The sequence below is a fragment of the Actinocorallia libanotica genome (genome assembly GCF_039525175.1).
Classification (GTDB): Bacteria; Actinomycetota; Actinomycetes; order Streptosporangiales; family Streptosporangiaceae; genus Actinocorallia; species Actinocorallia libanotica.
This window is the reverse complement of record NZ_BAAAHH010000001.1, coordinates 445,844-459,637: the sequence shown is the minus strand read 5'-3', so window position 1 is coordinate 459,637 and position 13,794 is coordinate 445,844. Positions and strand designations below refer to the sequence as shown.

Annotated in this window: 15 protein-coding genes; 9 read left to right on the top strand and 6 right to left on the bottom strand. The window is 71.7% G+C overall.

Going from position 1 to position 13,794, the window contains the following annotated elements; genetic code table 11:
• The first annotated feature begins 33 nt into the window (after nt 1-33).
• Both ABD140_RS02235 and ABD140_RS02230 read left to right on the top strand, forming a co-directional pair.
• Nucleotides 34-762 (top strand): Clp protease N-terminal domain-containing protein, encoded by a 729-nt coding sequence (locus ABD140_RS02235; RefSeq protein WP_344236094.1) that lies wholly within the window; start codon nt 34-36, stop codon nt 760-762.
• Nucleotides 763-839: 77 nt separating this feature from the next.
• Complete coding sequence (locus ABD140_RS02230) at nt 840-1,403, top strand: hypothetical protein (RefSeq protein ID WP_344236092.1); 564 nt, start codon at nt 840-842, stop codon at nt 1,401-1,403.
• Between the two features lie 12 nt (nt 1,404-1,415).
• On the opposite strand, the gene ABD140_RS02225 is transcribed toward ABD140_RS02230, so the two are convergent.
• Nucleotides 1,416-2,198: a class I SAM-dependent methyltransferase gene (locus tag ABD140_RS02225; protein WP_344236090.1), complete on the bottom strand. Its 783-nt coding sequence runs from the start codon at nt 2,196-2,198 to the stop codon at nt 1,416-1,418.
• Nucleotides 2,199-2,324: 126 nt separating this feature from the next.
• On the opposite strand from ABD140_RS02225, the gene ABD140_RS02220 reads away from it, so the two are divergent.
• Entirely contained in the window at nt 2,325-3,629 is a 1,305-nt protein-coding gene (locus tag ABD140_RS02220) for an outer membrane protein assembly factor BamB family protein (protein ID WP_344236089.1), read from the top strand.
• A gap of 25 nt (nt 3,630-3,654) precedes the next feature.
• Here ABD140_RS02220 and ABD140_RS02215 read toward each other — a convergent pair whose 3' ends face one another.
• From ABD140_RS02215 to ABD140_RS02200, 4 genes are all read right to left on the bottom strand, one after another.
• Nucleotides 3,655-4,059 (bottom strand): NUDIX hydrolase, encoded by a 405-nt coding sequence (locus ABD140_RS02215; RefSeq protein WP_344236088.1) that lies wholly within the window; start codon nt 4,057-4,059, stop codon nt 3,655-3,657.
• A gap of 109 nt (nt 4,060-4,168) precedes the next feature.
• Entirely contained in the window at nt 4,169-5,002 is an 834-nt protein-coding gene (locus ABD140_RS02210; RefSeq protein ID WP_344236086.1) for a siderophore-interacting protein, read from the bottom strand.
• 205 nt (nt 5,003-5,207) lie between these two features.
• Nucleotides 5,208-5,801, bottom strand: coding sequence for a DUF4291 domain-containing protein (locus tag ABD140_RS02205; RefSeq protein WP_344236084.1), 594 nt, complete (start codon nt 5,799-5,801; stop codon nt 5,208-5,210).
• A 140-nt stretch (nt 5,802-5,941) separates the two neighbouring features.
• Nucleotides 5,942-6,808, bottom strand: coding sequence for an FAD-dependent oxidoreductase (locus tag ABD140_RS02200; protein ID WP_344236082.1), 867 nt, complete (start codon nt 6,806-6,808; stop codon nt 5,942-5,944).
• Between the two features lie 396 nt (nt 6,809-7,204).
• On the opposite strand from ABD140_RS02200, the gene ABD140_RS02195 reads away from it, so the two are divergent.
• Nucleotides 7,205-8,692 (top strand): IS200/IS605 family accessory protein TnpB-related protein, encoded by a 1,488-nt coding sequence (locus ABD140_RS02195; RefSeq protein WP_344236080.1) that lies wholly within the window; start codon nt 7,205-7,207, stop codon nt 8,690-8,692.
• 192 nt (nt 8,693-8,884) lie between these two features.
• Nucleotides 8,885-9,214 carry a hypothetical protein gene (locus ABD140_RS02190; RefSeq protein WP_344236078.1) on the top strand — a complete coding sequence of 110 codons (330 nt, stop codon included), beginning with the start codon at nt 8,885-8,887 and terminating at the stop codon, nt 9,212-9,214.
• A gap of 18 nt (nt 9,215-9,232) precedes the next feature.
• Here the strand turns inward: ABD140_RS02190 and ABD140_RS02185 are convergent, their stop codons facing one another.
• Complete coding sequence (locus tag ABD140_RS02185; protein WP_344236076.1) at nt 9,233-10,219, bottom strand: tetratricopeptide repeat protein; 987 nt, start codon at nt 10,217-10,219, stop codon at nt 9,233-9,235.
• 259 nt (nt 10,220-10,478) lie between these two features.
• On the opposite strand from ABD140_RS02185, the gene ABD140_RS02180 reads away from it, so the two are divergent.
• The 4 genes from ABD140_RS02180 to ABD140_RS02165 all read left to right on the top strand — a co-directional run bounded on the left by ABD140_RS02180 (nt 10,479) and on the right by ABD140_RS02165 (nt 13,793).
• Nucleotides 10,479-10,853 (top strand): hypothetical protein, encoded by a 375-nt coding sequence (locus ABD140_RS02180; protein ID WP_344236074.1) that lies wholly within the window; start codon nt 10,479-10,481, stop codon nt 10,851-10,853.
• Between the two features lie 365 nt (nt 10,854-11,218).
• A complete protein-coding gene (locus tag ABD140_RS02175; protein ID WP_344236072.1) occupies nt 11,219-12,334 on the top strand; it encodes a hypothetical protein in 1,116 nt (371 codons plus the stop codon).
• A gap of 2 nt (nt 12,335-12,336) precedes the next feature.
• Nucleotides 12,337-13,350, top strand: coding sequence for a hypothetical protein (locus ABD140_RS02170; RefSeq protein WP_344236070.1), 1,014 nt, complete (start codon nt 12,337-12,339; stop codon nt 13,348-13,350).
• Nucleotides 13,347-13,793, top strand: a complete 447-nt coding sequence (locus tag ABD140_RS02165) for a hypothetical protein (protein WP_344236068.1) — start codon at nt 13,347-13,349, stop codon at nt 13,791-13,793. The genes ABD140_RS02170 and ABD140_RS02165 overlap by 4 nt, the downstream gene beginning before the upstream one ends.
• The last annotated feature ends 1 nt before the right edge of the window (nt 13,794 follow it).

Genomic DNA, 13,794 nt, shown 5'->3' with positions numbered 1-13,794 from the left:
GACAATCACGAAAAGGCAATCAAAACTTGCCTCATGGCTCTTCCCGACCTGGACGAACTGATCGCGGAGGTCGACCGGACCTGCGCCCGCGCCCACCGCCCCGACCGGCCGCAGCCCGACTGGCTGGAGCTGCTCCGCACCGGCGCCGACCTGGCCGAACGGCTCCGGGGCCTGGCCGACGACCTCGTGGAGGACTACGTCGAGCACTGCCGCCTGCACGGCGTCTCCTGGTCCGACATCGGCACCGCCCTGGGCGTCACCCGCCAGGCCGCCCAGCAGCGCTTCCTCGCCCCGCACGTCAAGTACGAGCAGTCGGAGTTCGCCGAGGAGCTCCGCACCGCGATGGCCCACATGAAGAAGGCGGCCGTCCAGCACCGCAACAACTACATCGGCACCGAGCACGTCCTGTGGGGGCTGCTCGCCGAGGACAACACCGCCACCCGGCTCCTGCGCCACCTGGGGCTCTCCCCCGGCGCCCTGCGCCGCGACCTGGAGCCGCGCCTCACGCCGGGCGCCTCCCAGGCCGCCGAGCGCATCGCCTGGACCCCCTACACCCGCCGCGCCCTGGCCGCCGCCCGCGACCTCGCCCGCGCCGAAGGGCTCGCCGAGATCGGCTGCGACCACCTCCTCGCCGGGCTCGCCTCCGTGGCCCGGGGCGTCGCCGCCGACGTCCTCGGACCGCTGGACGTCGACGGGGAGACGGTCGCCGCCGCTCGCGACCGGAAAGGTGAGAACATGGGGAGCCGTCCCGGGGACGGGTGAAAGGAGTGATCTTTCCTGCTTCCGGGGGAGACCATGGGAGGCGGGCCGATCCGCCATCGTTCGACGCCGGGAGTGCCATGACGCACGAGGAAGTGCTGAAGGAATGCAGGAGGGTCCTGGAGGAGGGACGGGTCACCGCTCCGCTCCGTCCCACCCCCGCACTCGGGACATTTCCCCTGAATTGTGACATCGCGGAGGACATCGCGGTCGTCACGTTCCTCACCTCGATGCCCGACGAGAAGAGCTACTGCAGCGAGCAGTACGTCTTCGAACTGGCCGACGGCGTCTGGGAGTACCTGGGCGGCGGCTCGGCCTCGATGGACTCGCCGTGCCCGGTCCGGCTGCCCCGGACGGGGCTGGGCGGCGCGCACCTGAGGCTGACCGGGCACGGGCTGACGCGGAGGCGCAGCCCCGGACCGTACCCGGAGCGGCGCTGGATCGTGACGGCCGAGCTCCAGCTCTGCGACGAGGCCGAGACCCTCCTCCTGGACGAGCGGCCCGTGGCCGTCCCCGACCACGGGATCGTCTCGGCCGTCTGGCCCACCCTGCGGCCCGCCACGGCCACCGCCCTCGCCGCCGACGGGCGCACCCTGTCCTCCCTCCTCCTGGAGCCGCGCACCTGGTTCCACGCCCCGGAGTGACTCCGGGCCGGCTCAGGCCGGCGCGTCCGGCCTGCGGCCCCAGCAGGAGACGGTGGCGGAGGCGAAGCCGGAGAAAGCGGGGTCGTCGAGCGCGCGCAGGGCTTCGTCCAAGGCCTCGGGGGCGGCCAGGCCCAGTTCGAGGATGCGGGGGCGCATCTGCGCGAGGGTCAGGGACCAGCACCGGGTGGAGGCGTTGCGGCCGCCGGTGGCCGGGACGTGCGCCTCGGCTCCGACGCCGGTCAGGCCCCGGGCCGCCAGGGGGGCGGGGAAGGTCCAGGGCCAGTCGGTGTCGGTGCCGATCGTGCGGGCGAGGGTGCCCATCAGGGCGTCCATGGCCGCGCGGAGCGCCGGGTCCTGCCCCGGGACGGGCAGGCGGGCGAACGCCTCGACGACGAGCAGGCCGCCCGGGGCGAGCCAGGAGACCATGCGGTCCAGCACGTCCTCCCGCTCCCGCAGGTGCTCCAGGACGAACCTCGCGTGCACGAGGTCGAACGCGGCCTCCGGCAGCGGGTCGCACGCCGCGTCGTGCCGGAGCACGGCCAGGTTCGGGGACTCCAGGCCCTCCAGGTAGCGCGGGTCGAGGTCCGTGGCCGTCACGTGCCCGGCGCGTCCGGCCAGCCACGCGGCGACCGTCCCGCCGCCCGCGCCGACCTCCAGGCACCGCCACGAGGCGTCGAGCCCGAGCCGTTCGAGCAGGGCGAACGTCCCCGGATCGCTCACCTCGGCCATCGCGGCGAGCCGCTCGCCCTCCTCGCCCCACGCGGGGCTGAGCAGTCTCTGCCCGTACCGTTCCATGCGGGCCATGATCGTCACTGCGGGCGCCGGGGGAAAGTTGTGGATTCCACAAGAAATCCGTACCGCTCTTGTCGCCGACGCGATCCGGGGATCTTCCCATTTCCCGGGGATATAGCGTTGTCCGTTATGAAAGTGCTCGTGGCGGGGTTCGCGGTGGGGGTGGGCGTCGCCTGCGTCGGGGGCGGGGTCCTGGCGGTCCAGCGGGGAGGCAGCGGAGGCTGGCTCTTCTTCCTCGGCCTGTGGTTCCTGCTGGGGACGGCGGGCGCGTTCCTGCTGCGGCGGCTCGCGTTCCCGCGGGAGCGCCGGGCGGGCTGGCCCGGTTTCCGGAGGATGGGACGCTTCCTCGGGATGTTCGTCGTGGCGCTCCTGCTGGGAGAGGCCATCGGGTACGGCGCCTACGCGATGCTGCGGGGCGAGCTCCTGAAGACGGCGTGGACGCTGCCCGCCGACAGCGTGGAGCCGAAGGCGTTCTGGGGGACCGCCGACGCGCTCGTGCGGGTGCGTTCGGACGGGGTCGCCTCGTACGGGACGCGGGATGGGAAACCGCTCTGGTCCCGCGGCCTCTCCGTGTGCCGGGCGAGCCGGAACGCCGGCGAAGGGGTGGGGCTCGTCTCCTTCTCCTCCGCCGGAAAGGCCTGCGACCGGCTGACGGCACTCGATCTGAGCACCGGGCAATCGTTGTGGACGGCGAAGACGGGCGCGGCCGGCCGCTCCTTCGGCTGGGAGACGGGGTCCGGAATCGCGGTCCGGCCGTCCCGCGCCGGGCTGAAGGTCTTCGACCTGCGGACCGGCGCTCCCCGGCGCGCCCCGCGCCCGCCCGCGAAGTGCGTGTTCAACGCGCGTTCCTCCGTCCAGGCCGACGGCGGCCGCCTGGCCGCGACCGCCTTCTGCAAGAACGGCTCCACCCGTCTCGTCATGGCCGACCCCGAGGGCAGGACCCTCTGGACGGCCCCGCTGAAGACCGAGCGGCCCACCGTCCTGTCCGCCGCCCCTCCGGTGCTCCGGCGCGAACGTGAACTCCTCGTCTTCGACCCGCACGACGGCACGCCCACCGGCACGATCCCCGCGCCTTCCCCGGCGGACGCCCCCATCCTGATCGGCAACGGCCGGATCCACGTCATGGACGGCAAGTCCACCATCCGCACCCACGCGCCGAACGGCGACCTCCTGTGGTCGGCCACCGTCGGCTCCCCGCTCCGCGGCGTCCACCTCGCCGATTCCACCCTCTACGCCGTCTACGACTCCGGCTTCTCCGCCCCGACCACCCTCACCGCCCTCGACGCCCGCTCCGGCGCCAAGACCCAGGAGGCCACCGTCCCCTACCCGGCCGAGAACTCCCCGGCCCTCCACACCACCCCGGACCGCGTGCTCTTCCTCCCCCGGTCCCAGCCGGACAAGAGCACCCCCGCCGTACACGCATTCATCCGCTGACATCCGATCCCGGCGGCGTCACGGTCTACATTTCGTTCCCCCGGCGGCACCACGTGCGGATGGAGTGTTTGTAGCCCTCGGGCATGGTGAGGGAGTCGATTTCCTCGGGTGGGAAGAGGGCTATTTCCTGGTGTTCGTGGCTGAGTCGGGGAGGGGGGCTGTTCTCGGGGAGGCGGCAGCCGTAGGTCACGATGAGCACCTTGGCGCCGGGGAGGGGTTCGTAGACCCAGGTGTCCAGGAGGGGGCCGGCTTCGGCGGTCCAGCCGGACTCCTCGGAGATCTCGCGGACGACGCACTGCTCGGGGGTCTCCGTCTCCTCCAGACGGCCGCCGGGGAGTTCCCATTCCCGGCGTTCGTTCCGGAGGAGCAGGACGCGCTTCTCGGCGTCGAGGACGACGCCTTTGACGGAGACCGGCCAGAGCTTGCCCATCACCCACCCCGTTTCGGGTCCTCGCCTTCGGTGCCGGAACCATGGTGGCCGACGGCCGTCACGGGGCGGTCACGGCGGTTCCGTGGTTCCGGCGGCGGCGAGGGGCGGGTCAGGCGGGGTTCTCCTGTTCGGCTTCCACGGCGGCGTTCCATTCGGTCTTGCTGGCCTGCCAGCCGTCCTCGTCGTGGCCCAGGCGCCAGTATCCGGAGACGGAGAGGAGTTCGCGCGGGACGCCGTGGTCGACGCGCAGCCAGCGGCGCAGGTCCTTGACGAAGCCGGCCTCGCCGTGCACGAAGGCGTGGGGGGTTCCGGCCGGGAAGTCCATGCCGCGGACCGTCTCGGTCAGCGCCTCGCCGGGACGGCGGCCGTTCCGGTGGATCCAGGTGACGTTCCCGATGCCGGACTGCTCCTCGTCGGGGCCCGCGACCTCGACGAACGCCCGGACGTCGGCGTTCTCGGGCATGCGCTCCAGGGCCGCGGAGATCGCGGGGAGCGCCGACTCGTCGCCCGCCAGCAGGTGCCAGTCCGCGTCGGGGGACGGCGCGTAGGCGCCGCCGGGGCCCACGAAGTGGATCACGTCGCCCGGTTCGGCCGCGGCGGCCCACGGGCCCGCGATCCCCTCGGTGCCGTGCACGACGAAGTCGACGGTCAGCTCACCGGCTTCGGCGTCCCAGCGCCGCACCGTGTACGTCCGGGTGACCGGCCAGTCCTCCCGGGGCAGTTCCTCCCGGATGCGCCCCATGTCGAAGGGCTCCGGATAGGCCACGCCCTCCCGCGGAAAGAGGATCTTGATGTAGTGGTCGGTCCACTCCCCCGCCGGGAATCCCGCCAGTCCGTCACCGCCCAGCACGACGCGGCGCATCCCGGGCGTCACCCACTCGCCGCGGACCACCACACCCCGCCGGGCCTGCTGTACCCGTCGTTCCCGCCGTGCTTCCGCCATAGGTCACTCCTCCGAGCACACCGACCGCATCCCCCCTTGAGGACACGTCTTTCTCGCCAGTCTGCCAGCCCGAAAACCGAAACCGTTCCATCGAACCGCGAAACAGAAGGAAACGAACACTCGTCATCATTCACCAGAGCCGAGGATCTCCATCCACGTAGATTTCCTTTGAAATCGGCAGCCGCCCCCGGAGTCGCGCGGACCCTCAGACGCGCATGCCCAGGGAGCGCCTCAGCTCTTCGGGAACGGGATAGACCCTCTCCGGAGGAAGGAGCGCACGGGCCTTGTCGGCCCTCCCCTGGCGCAGCAGGTCATGGATCTTCCGGACGGTGGGCGTCAGATCGGTGATGTCCACCGTCCAATCGTCGGCGTACTCGTCGATGATGCGGCGGCCGAGTCCCACCTGGATGCTGCGGGCGTCGAGGTGCGCGCCTTTCAGGGTGCGCTCCGGATCCCACTGGACGCGCACGGGCGCGGTCCTCATGCGTTCGCGCCAGACGGAGCCGTCGGCGTACACGCGGCGGTCCGGACTGGTGAGGACCGCCTCGCGCAGCGCCTTCTCCCAGCCTTCACGGGTGATGCGGACGGCCAGCACCATCTCCTGGCCCGGCTTCCGCGCCCAGCCGCTGCGGCCCATCAGCCACAGGAACGAAGGCTTGATCCAGGTCATCCTGTCGCGGGAGAACGGAGGCACGAACCGGCCCGCGGCCACGGCGGGCTCCCCTATCGCCCGGCCGTACGCCTGGTAGACGACGATGCCGTCCCGGTCGTAGTCGGCCCGGATCTCGAAGATCTCCATCCCGGCACGCTCCCGTACCGCCCCCTTCCCGAACAACCGGATTTTTCAGGGAGGCATCGAATGCGTCAGTTGCGACATCAGGCCCGGACCGGGACGGCCAGGGCCGCGCGACCTGGACTTCGACGCCGGGGAAGGGCGGGTCAGGTGTCGAGGAGGTGGGGGCGGCCCGCCTTGTAGCGCTGGGCGTCCAGGCGTTTGAGGCCGTCGAGTTCGGGGGGCTGGTAGAGCTTCCAGGTCGCGGCGGGGGCGGCGGGCGAGTCGGCGGCCTCCAGGAGGGCGTTGGCGGCGGCGCGGGCCGACTCGTTCGCCGACTCCATGGTGGCCAGGTCGGTGTCGGTCTGGACGTAGTCGCCCGCGACGAAGAGGTTGGGGATGCCCGTCCGGGGAGCGGGGCGTTTGCTCCAGGTGCCGACGGTGTTGACGGTGAGGGGTTCGTCGTTGGTGTTGCGGCCCTGCTCGGAGTGCCAGGTGATCGCGGGGTCCAGGAACCAGGAGTGCAGGACCGCGTCGGGCAGGACCGAGGCGCCGGTGTCCTCCAGGTGGGCCTTCATCTGGGCCCAGCACTCCCGGGCGATCTGTGCGGGTGAGCAGTGCCTGGCGGGCCTGCCGTAGAGGATGCCGGGGGTGTCCCAGTCGGAGATGTCCAGGGACAGGCAGTCCGCCACCTCTCCGTCGCCGTAGTCGCGGGCGAAGTCGCGGTTCCAGATGCCGCTCTGCAGGACGGCGGTGAGCTGCCACTGCGAGTCCATGAAGCTCAGCAGCTCGCCCAGGCCGTGCGGGGTCTCGCGCAGGTAGAACTGGAGGCCGTTCATCCAGTCGGTGTGCAGGTCCCTGGTGCCGGCCAGTTCCGGGGCGTGGGCCAGGACGTCGCGGGACCACAGCCGGACGGCGCGGTCGGGCGGGACGGCGCAGACGAACCAGTCGGCGTCGATCCGGTGGCGTTCTCCGGCGGCGTCGACGGTGCGGGCCGCGTCGATCCTGCCGTTCTTCACGTCCAGGTGCTCCACGGTCTGCCCCAGGTGTCGATGAGGTTGTCGCGCACCGCGATGTCGCGGCGGGGCGCGGCAAAGGCGGGCAGGGCAGCAGCGCGGGGGTGAGCACGAGGGCCGGCCCGGCCAGCACGCTGCGGCGCGAAGGGCGTTGAACTGTTGATCGGTTGAGTGTTCGCGAGTGGCCATGAGGTTCCTGTGGCATGGGATGGGATGCGGGGTTTCCCGGCCAAGCGCACCACCCGAAGAGTAGTGTTCCGATCACAACCGGCGACCACAGGCTGGTGGGAGAGGGACGGTATGTCGAAGAGTATGGCTGCCGCCCGGATCCCGGACCGGCCGGGCATAGTGGCTGGAGCGGGAAAACCGCTGCGACGGCTTGCTACGCCGTTCGTGGCCGCCCAGCCGCAGGGCGTGTCGATCCGTACCCGTCTCAAGGGCCTCACCCTGCGGGATGAGGAAGTACTGCGACGGGTGGGCGGGCATCTGGGGTCACTGGCGGGCCGTGATCTGGCCGCCCGGTGTGCCGATGGCCTGGCCCACTCCTCCCGGCGATGGGCCGAGCGCAAACGCGAGTTGACGGCGGAGTGTTCGGCGCGGTGGGCGGGCTCGATCACCAGGGCCACGCATGATCAGTGGGCGTTGTCCCGGCGTTCCCAGGCCGCGCATCTCCAGAGCCTGGATGCGGCCGTCGGGGCGATCGGGCACCGTCTGTCCCTGCCGGTGGGTGCCAAGGGCGGCCGGGGTGCCTCGGGTGGGTACCGCTCCCGGGCCGAGTGGTTCGCCAAGTCCCGCCGCCTGGCCGCGCTGGAAGAACGGCGCCGGAGGGTCACCGCCGACTTCACAGCGGGCAGGGTGCGGGTGGTGCGCAGCGGACGCACTCTCGCCCGCACTCGTCACCATCTGAGTGAAGCGGGTCTGTCCCTGCAACAGTGGCGCCAGCGGTGGGAGGCCGCCCGCTGGTTCCTGACCGCCGGTGGAGAGTCGGGCAAGCGGTACGGCAACGAGACCATCCGCATCGCCCCTGACGGGCAGGTGAGCATCAAGCTCCCCGCACCGTTGGCGGGGTTGGCGAATGCTCCGCATGGCCGCTATGTGCTGGCCTCGAGAGTGTCCTTCGCTCACCGGGGGCAGGAGTGGGCGGATCGGGTGGAGGCGAACAGAGCGACGGCCTACCGCCTGCACCTGGATACCGAGCGGGGACGTTGGTATGTGGATGCGGCCTGGCAACGCCCGCCCGTGCACGTCTTGCCGTTGGAGGCGGCGTGTGCGAGCGGGGTGGTGGCGGTGGACACCAACGCCGACCACCTCGCCGCCTGGCGGCTGGACACCAGCGGCAACCCTGTAGGCCGACCCGTCCGCTTCGACTACGACCTGACCGGAACCGCCGAGCATCGGGACGCGCAGCTGCGGCATGCTCTGACCCGGCTGCTGCACTACACCCGCCGCACCGGCGCCAAGGCGATCGCGGTGGAGGACCTGGACTTCACCGACTCCACCACCCGCGAGAAACACGGCCGCAACCGGCGCTTCCGCCAGCTCATCTCCGGTATCCCCACCAGCCGTCTCAAAGCTCGTCTGGCGTCGATGGCCGTCGAGCACGGTCTGGCGCTGGTGGCGGTGGATCCGGCCTACACCAGCCGGTGGGGCGGCCAGCACTGGCAGCAGCCCACCAGCACACCCACCCGCAAGACCAGCCGACACGAGGCCGCCAGCATCGTGATCGGCAGACGCGCCCTGGGCCTGGGTGCCCGGCGACGGACGGCACCGCCCCCACACCACCGGAGCGATGGTGCGGGGCATCGGACCGCCCAGGCCCGGCACCACGGCCCGGGGCGTGAGGGAACCCGCCCCACCCGAACGGCCCCACGGACGCGATCCGTGCGGCCGCCGGATGAGTGAAAGCAGGGGACCAGCCTGTCCAGGACCGTTCGGGACAGGCGCACTGATCACAGGGGGCTCCTCCTGGACAGTGTCAAGGAACGGTCCATGACGTGCGCGTACCACCACCCAGCCCACGAGCCGGGGTGCGGCCCCTCCTCGTCGGACGGCTCGGCTAACTTGCCGGGCACGAGCGTCAGGTCGGAGCGCTTGATGTCGGTGAGCGAAAGTCCGTCGCGTGCGGCGGCGGGGCGGCCAGCAGGGCTGCCAGCGCGGTCGCCGTGCAGGCGAGGGCGGCGAGACGCCGCCGTCGCCTGGTGGCGCGGCGACCACTCCACCGGCCTGGACGAGGAGCGCCGGGCTGGCACCGTCGGCCCCGGCCTGGACTCCCCCACCACCGCGGCCCTGCTCACCTGGATGGTCGAGCGCACCATCTCCATGCACTGCCGCGACGACGACACCTCCGGCGACGCCCAGGTGGCGCGCTCGGTGGGGCGCGCCGTCTGGCTCGCCGTCTACGGCGACGCCCCGTCCGGAAGCTGAGCCGGACGGGGCGCGCGTTCAGGACCGGTCCTCGATCCAGTCCGGCGGCTTCTCCTCGCCGGTGATCCGGGCGTACCGGACGGCGAAGGCGTCGGGGTCCGCGGCGCGGGCCTCCCGCAGGATGCCGACGAAGGCCGGGGTGAGCTCGTCGCGGAGGTGGCCGGGCAGCGCCTCGGTGAGGTCGAGCCCTTCGAGCAGGGGCTCGACGGCCTCGCTGACCTGGCCGCCGACGACCCGGGCGTAGCCCGCCGCCGCCAGGCTGCGGACGAACGTCGGCAGGTAGGCCTCGCGGTCGGCGCGGACGAGTTCGCGGTAGGCGTTGACGGCCTCCTCGGAGACGAAGAGCGCGTCCGCCGGGCGGTCCAGCTCCGCGAGGATCTGGCCCTGGTTGTTCAGCGACATCGCCAGGTACGGGAGGTAGGTGCCGCGGTCGTCCGCCGTGAGCTCGCGGGCGAAGAGCAGCGCCTCCTCCGAGGCGTCGATCGCCTCGGAGCGCAGGCCGCCCTCGGCCAGCCGCACCGAGTGGTTGATCAGGGTGATCATCAGGTCGGGGAGGTAGGTGGCGCGGTCGATCTGCACGAGTTCGCGGTAGAGCGCGATCACCTCGCGCGAGACCGCCAGCGCCTCCTCGTCCCGGCCCCCCTCGGCCAGCCAGAGCACCTGGTTGGTCAGCGTCATCGCCAGATCGGGGAGGTAGGTGTCGCGGTCGACGCCGATGAGCTCCCGGCAGAGCGAGACCGCCTCCTCCGACACCGGCAGCGCCTCGTCCCGGTGCCCGGTCTCGGCCAGCAGCACCGCGTGGTTGTGCAGCGTGGCCGCCAGGTCCAGGAGGTGGGAGTCGCGGTCCTGCTCGGTGAGCTCCCTGCGCAGGCCGACCGCCTTCTCCGAGATCGGGAGCGCCTCGTCCAGCCTCCCCTCCTCCACCAGCCGGTTCGCCTCGTCCCCCAGCGACACCGCCGTGCGCAGCGCCTGCGCCGGGTCGGGATGTGCGTGCTGTGATCCCACCGGCGTCCCCCTTCTCCGCCGGACCGCCGTCGCGGTCCACCTCGCTACAGGCGTGTCCAGCGCCCTCCGCGAGAAACACGAATCGCTACATATCTGGATAAAAGGGGTGAATCACCCCCATCGGGTCGATCCTCCTTGGACCACGCGCGGCCCGGGTTTGACGGACGGGCTCACCCCGCCCGCAGCAGCCCCTCTCCCCGGGGTGACACCTCTTCCTTGTCCGTGGCTTTTGTCCGGATGGTCCATTCACCATGAGGGCATGAGCGCCAGCCCCCAGCCGACCCCCCGCATGAAACGCGGCATGCGCCTGTGCGAGCAGGAGGCCGCGCTGCGCCGGAGGGGGCCCGGCCCCGGGCGACGGGAGCAGCCCGAGACCGTGCGCGCCGCCCTCGACCGGATCTCCGTCGAACGCGAACGCCTCCTCGCCCAGATCGAAGCCGAACTCCTCCCCCTCCGCGCCCGGCAGGCGGAGTACGACCGCGCCCGCGCCGCTTCCAAAGCCCCGCCGCGCCTCAAGCGGATCCAGGTGAGCAAGGCGGAGCAGAGGCTCCGCAGACGCATGGCGGCCCTCCAGCGCGAACGCGCCTACGTCGACGGCACCGTCTACCGCGACCGCGAGTCCGCCGGCCGGTGACGCCGGCTCGCGGGGAGCCCTTCAAAAGCACCCGGGAGGTCTGCGCCGCGTCCCGCCGTTTCTCGAAGGACCGAACCGGGCCGCCATTCCCGCAGGTCCGTCCGACGGAGCCGGAGAGCAGCGGTGCCGAACCCGTCATCGCCTCCGTCCGGCGCCTCGGACAGATCCGGATAGGGCCAGGGAGACAATTTCCGTATTAAGAGCCCCGAGATCTTGTATTTATGGTCCGCCGCCGTGCTGAATTTCCGATGATTTCCCGCGTTCCGGGAACTGGAGGACCGATTCTCGCCATCGAAGGCGAAGGCGACAGGAGAGGTGATGCCGGTGAAGAACGTGGGGGTAATGTGATCGATCTCGGAGCGATCGTGTCCGGACTCCTGGGCGGGTTCGGATCGCAGATCGTCGAGCTCCTCGGGGTGGAGCTCGAGACGCGCGGCGCCCTCAGGGTCGCGCGGGAGAAGGCGCGGCTCGACGAGATCGCCGACGAGCGGCGCGCGGCCACCGCACGCGCGCGCGACGCCGAGCGGCTCCGGCACCGCGTCCTGGTCGAGCGGCACCGGCAGCACGGGCGGTTCTATCCGCTGGGCGTGGTCGGGCGGCTCGCCGAGCAGGTGCGCGGGACGGCTCCCGCGATCCTGGTGTCCCCGGTCGGCGGCGACGGGGAGTTCAGCGGGGAGCGGATCCCCGGGCTGGTCCACGAGGCGCTCCGCACGGTCCCCGGGTTCGACCGGTACGCCGAGCTCATGACCGGCGCGTTCGTGCGGGACGCCGACGGCCGGACGCGCACGATCGCGGGAAGGGTCTCCGCGCGGGAGGTCTGCTCGCTGGAGTTCTCCCGAGTCCCGGCGATCGTCGTCTACTTCGAGGTCGGCGGCGACCACGTGAACGTCTTCGCGCTGCTCGACGCGATGTTCCCCACCACGCGCGGAGAGACCGCCTTCCCCCTGCAGATCGCCCGGTTCGCCAGGGACGGCGGCCGGAGCCCCCACCGGGCCGCGGCGGGCGACCTGCCCACCTGGCAGCACATCGACCTCGACGGCGTGCCGGACGCCGCCGACCAGACCGTGGCGGCGGTGATCGCCTGGTTCCTCCTGTCCTGCCTCGACCTGCACTGGCGGCTGCGCGGGACGGCCCAGGTGAACCTGCGCGGCTCCCTGAGCGGGCTGCCGGCGGGGGCGCTCGCGCCCCTGTCCGGCCCGGAGCCCGACCGGAGCGACGTCTTCGCCTACCGGCTGGAGCGGGAGCTGCGGGAGCTCGCCGAGCTGGGGATGACGCCCGAGGTCACGGGCTTCGGCGACGACCGGATCGCGCTGATCGTCACCACCCGGATCGGCGAGGTCTCCCTGATCGTGGACGCCGCCTACCCGGCGTCGCCGCCGCTGCTCATCGTCCCCGGCCCCGACGGGCCGGTCCCGGTGCCCGTGGACGCCGCCTCCTGGGATCCCCGGCGCACCCTCCGAGAGATCGTGGAGAGCCTCTGACGATGTCCGACACCTACAAGATCCGGATCTTCGAATCGGAACTCGAGACCATCTGCGACGAGACGCACGGATTCCCCGACATCGAGACGGGGGGCGGCCTCTTCGGGCTGTTCAGCCACGGCGCCTCGCCGGTGGTCATGCTGGCCACCCGCCCCCCGGACGGCACCCTGCGGCGCGCCGCCTCGATGTCGCTGGAGCCCGGGGCGTCCACCCTTCTGGAGCGCGGCCTGTGGCACGCCTTCGGCATCCAGAGCCTCGGCATCTGGCACTCCCACCACTGGATCGGGCTCTACGAGCCGAGCGGGGGCGACCTCGACCGCACCCGGCGCTACGCCGAGGGGCACAAGCGTCCTAAATACACCGAGATCCTCGCCAATTTCGAAGGGCGCCGGCCGACCGGCCGCGGCGGGAAGCAGCCCCGCGAGGCGCCGGCCGTCCGCCTCACGCCCTTCCACTACACCGACGCCACGGTGCCGGTGCGGGCGGGAGCCGAGTTCGAGGTCATCCCCGGCGACAGCCCGATCCGCGCCGCCCTCACCGCCTTCGACGTCCCGCCGGCCTGCGCGCCCATGCTGGTGCCGGGCCGGACCGGGCTCCGCCGGAGCTACCGGCTCGCCGCGTCCCGGGAGGCGGCCTTCTCCCTCCCCGCCGCGGCCCCCGAGCCCCCGGCGGCCGTCGCCGCACCGCCCGTACCGGACGAGGAAGAGCCGAGCACCTTCTTCGACGAGCACATCCTCCCGCTGCTGTCCCACATCGGAGAGGGGTTCTCCGTGGTGACCACCGACGACAGCACCGCTCCGGGGCCCGTCGAGCTGGTGATCCAGTTCGACGGAGGGGACGCGGCGCTGTTCAGGCTCGACGCGGGCTGGGACGGCAGGCACCCGGTCGTCCGCAGCGCGAAGATCATCATGGGTGAGCGCGTGAAGTCCACCTGGAGGCCCCGCTTCACCAAGCGCCACGACCTCCGGGCGGCGCTCGACTGGGGCATGAAGCAACTGCGGAGCGAGGCGCGATGACCTGGGACAGGGAGCAACGGATCAGGCTCGGCATGGAGAAGCACGTGCTGAGTCAGGAGTACCCCGGATTCAAGTTCCACGACCCGCTCGGCGAGACCCACGTCCGCGGCTGGTGGACCGCCCAGAGCGGACGCGGCTACGAAGTGGCCGTCTATCCGACCGCCGGTTTCCCCGACGAATGCCCCGAGGTCTACATCACCAGCCCCGCCCCCCTTCGCGGCTACTACAGGGCGATGACGGAGTACGGGAACAGCCACGCCATGCACGTCCTGGAATCCGACAGGCCCGGCTGGACGAAGGTCTGCGTCTACCACGCCGAGAAATGGCACCCGAAGGTCAGCCTCTCCGAAGTCCTGATCAAGACGCTTCTCTGGTTGTGGGCCTTCGACATCCATCGCGACACCGGCGATTCCATCGACGACATCCTCACGGGCAAGAAATAGG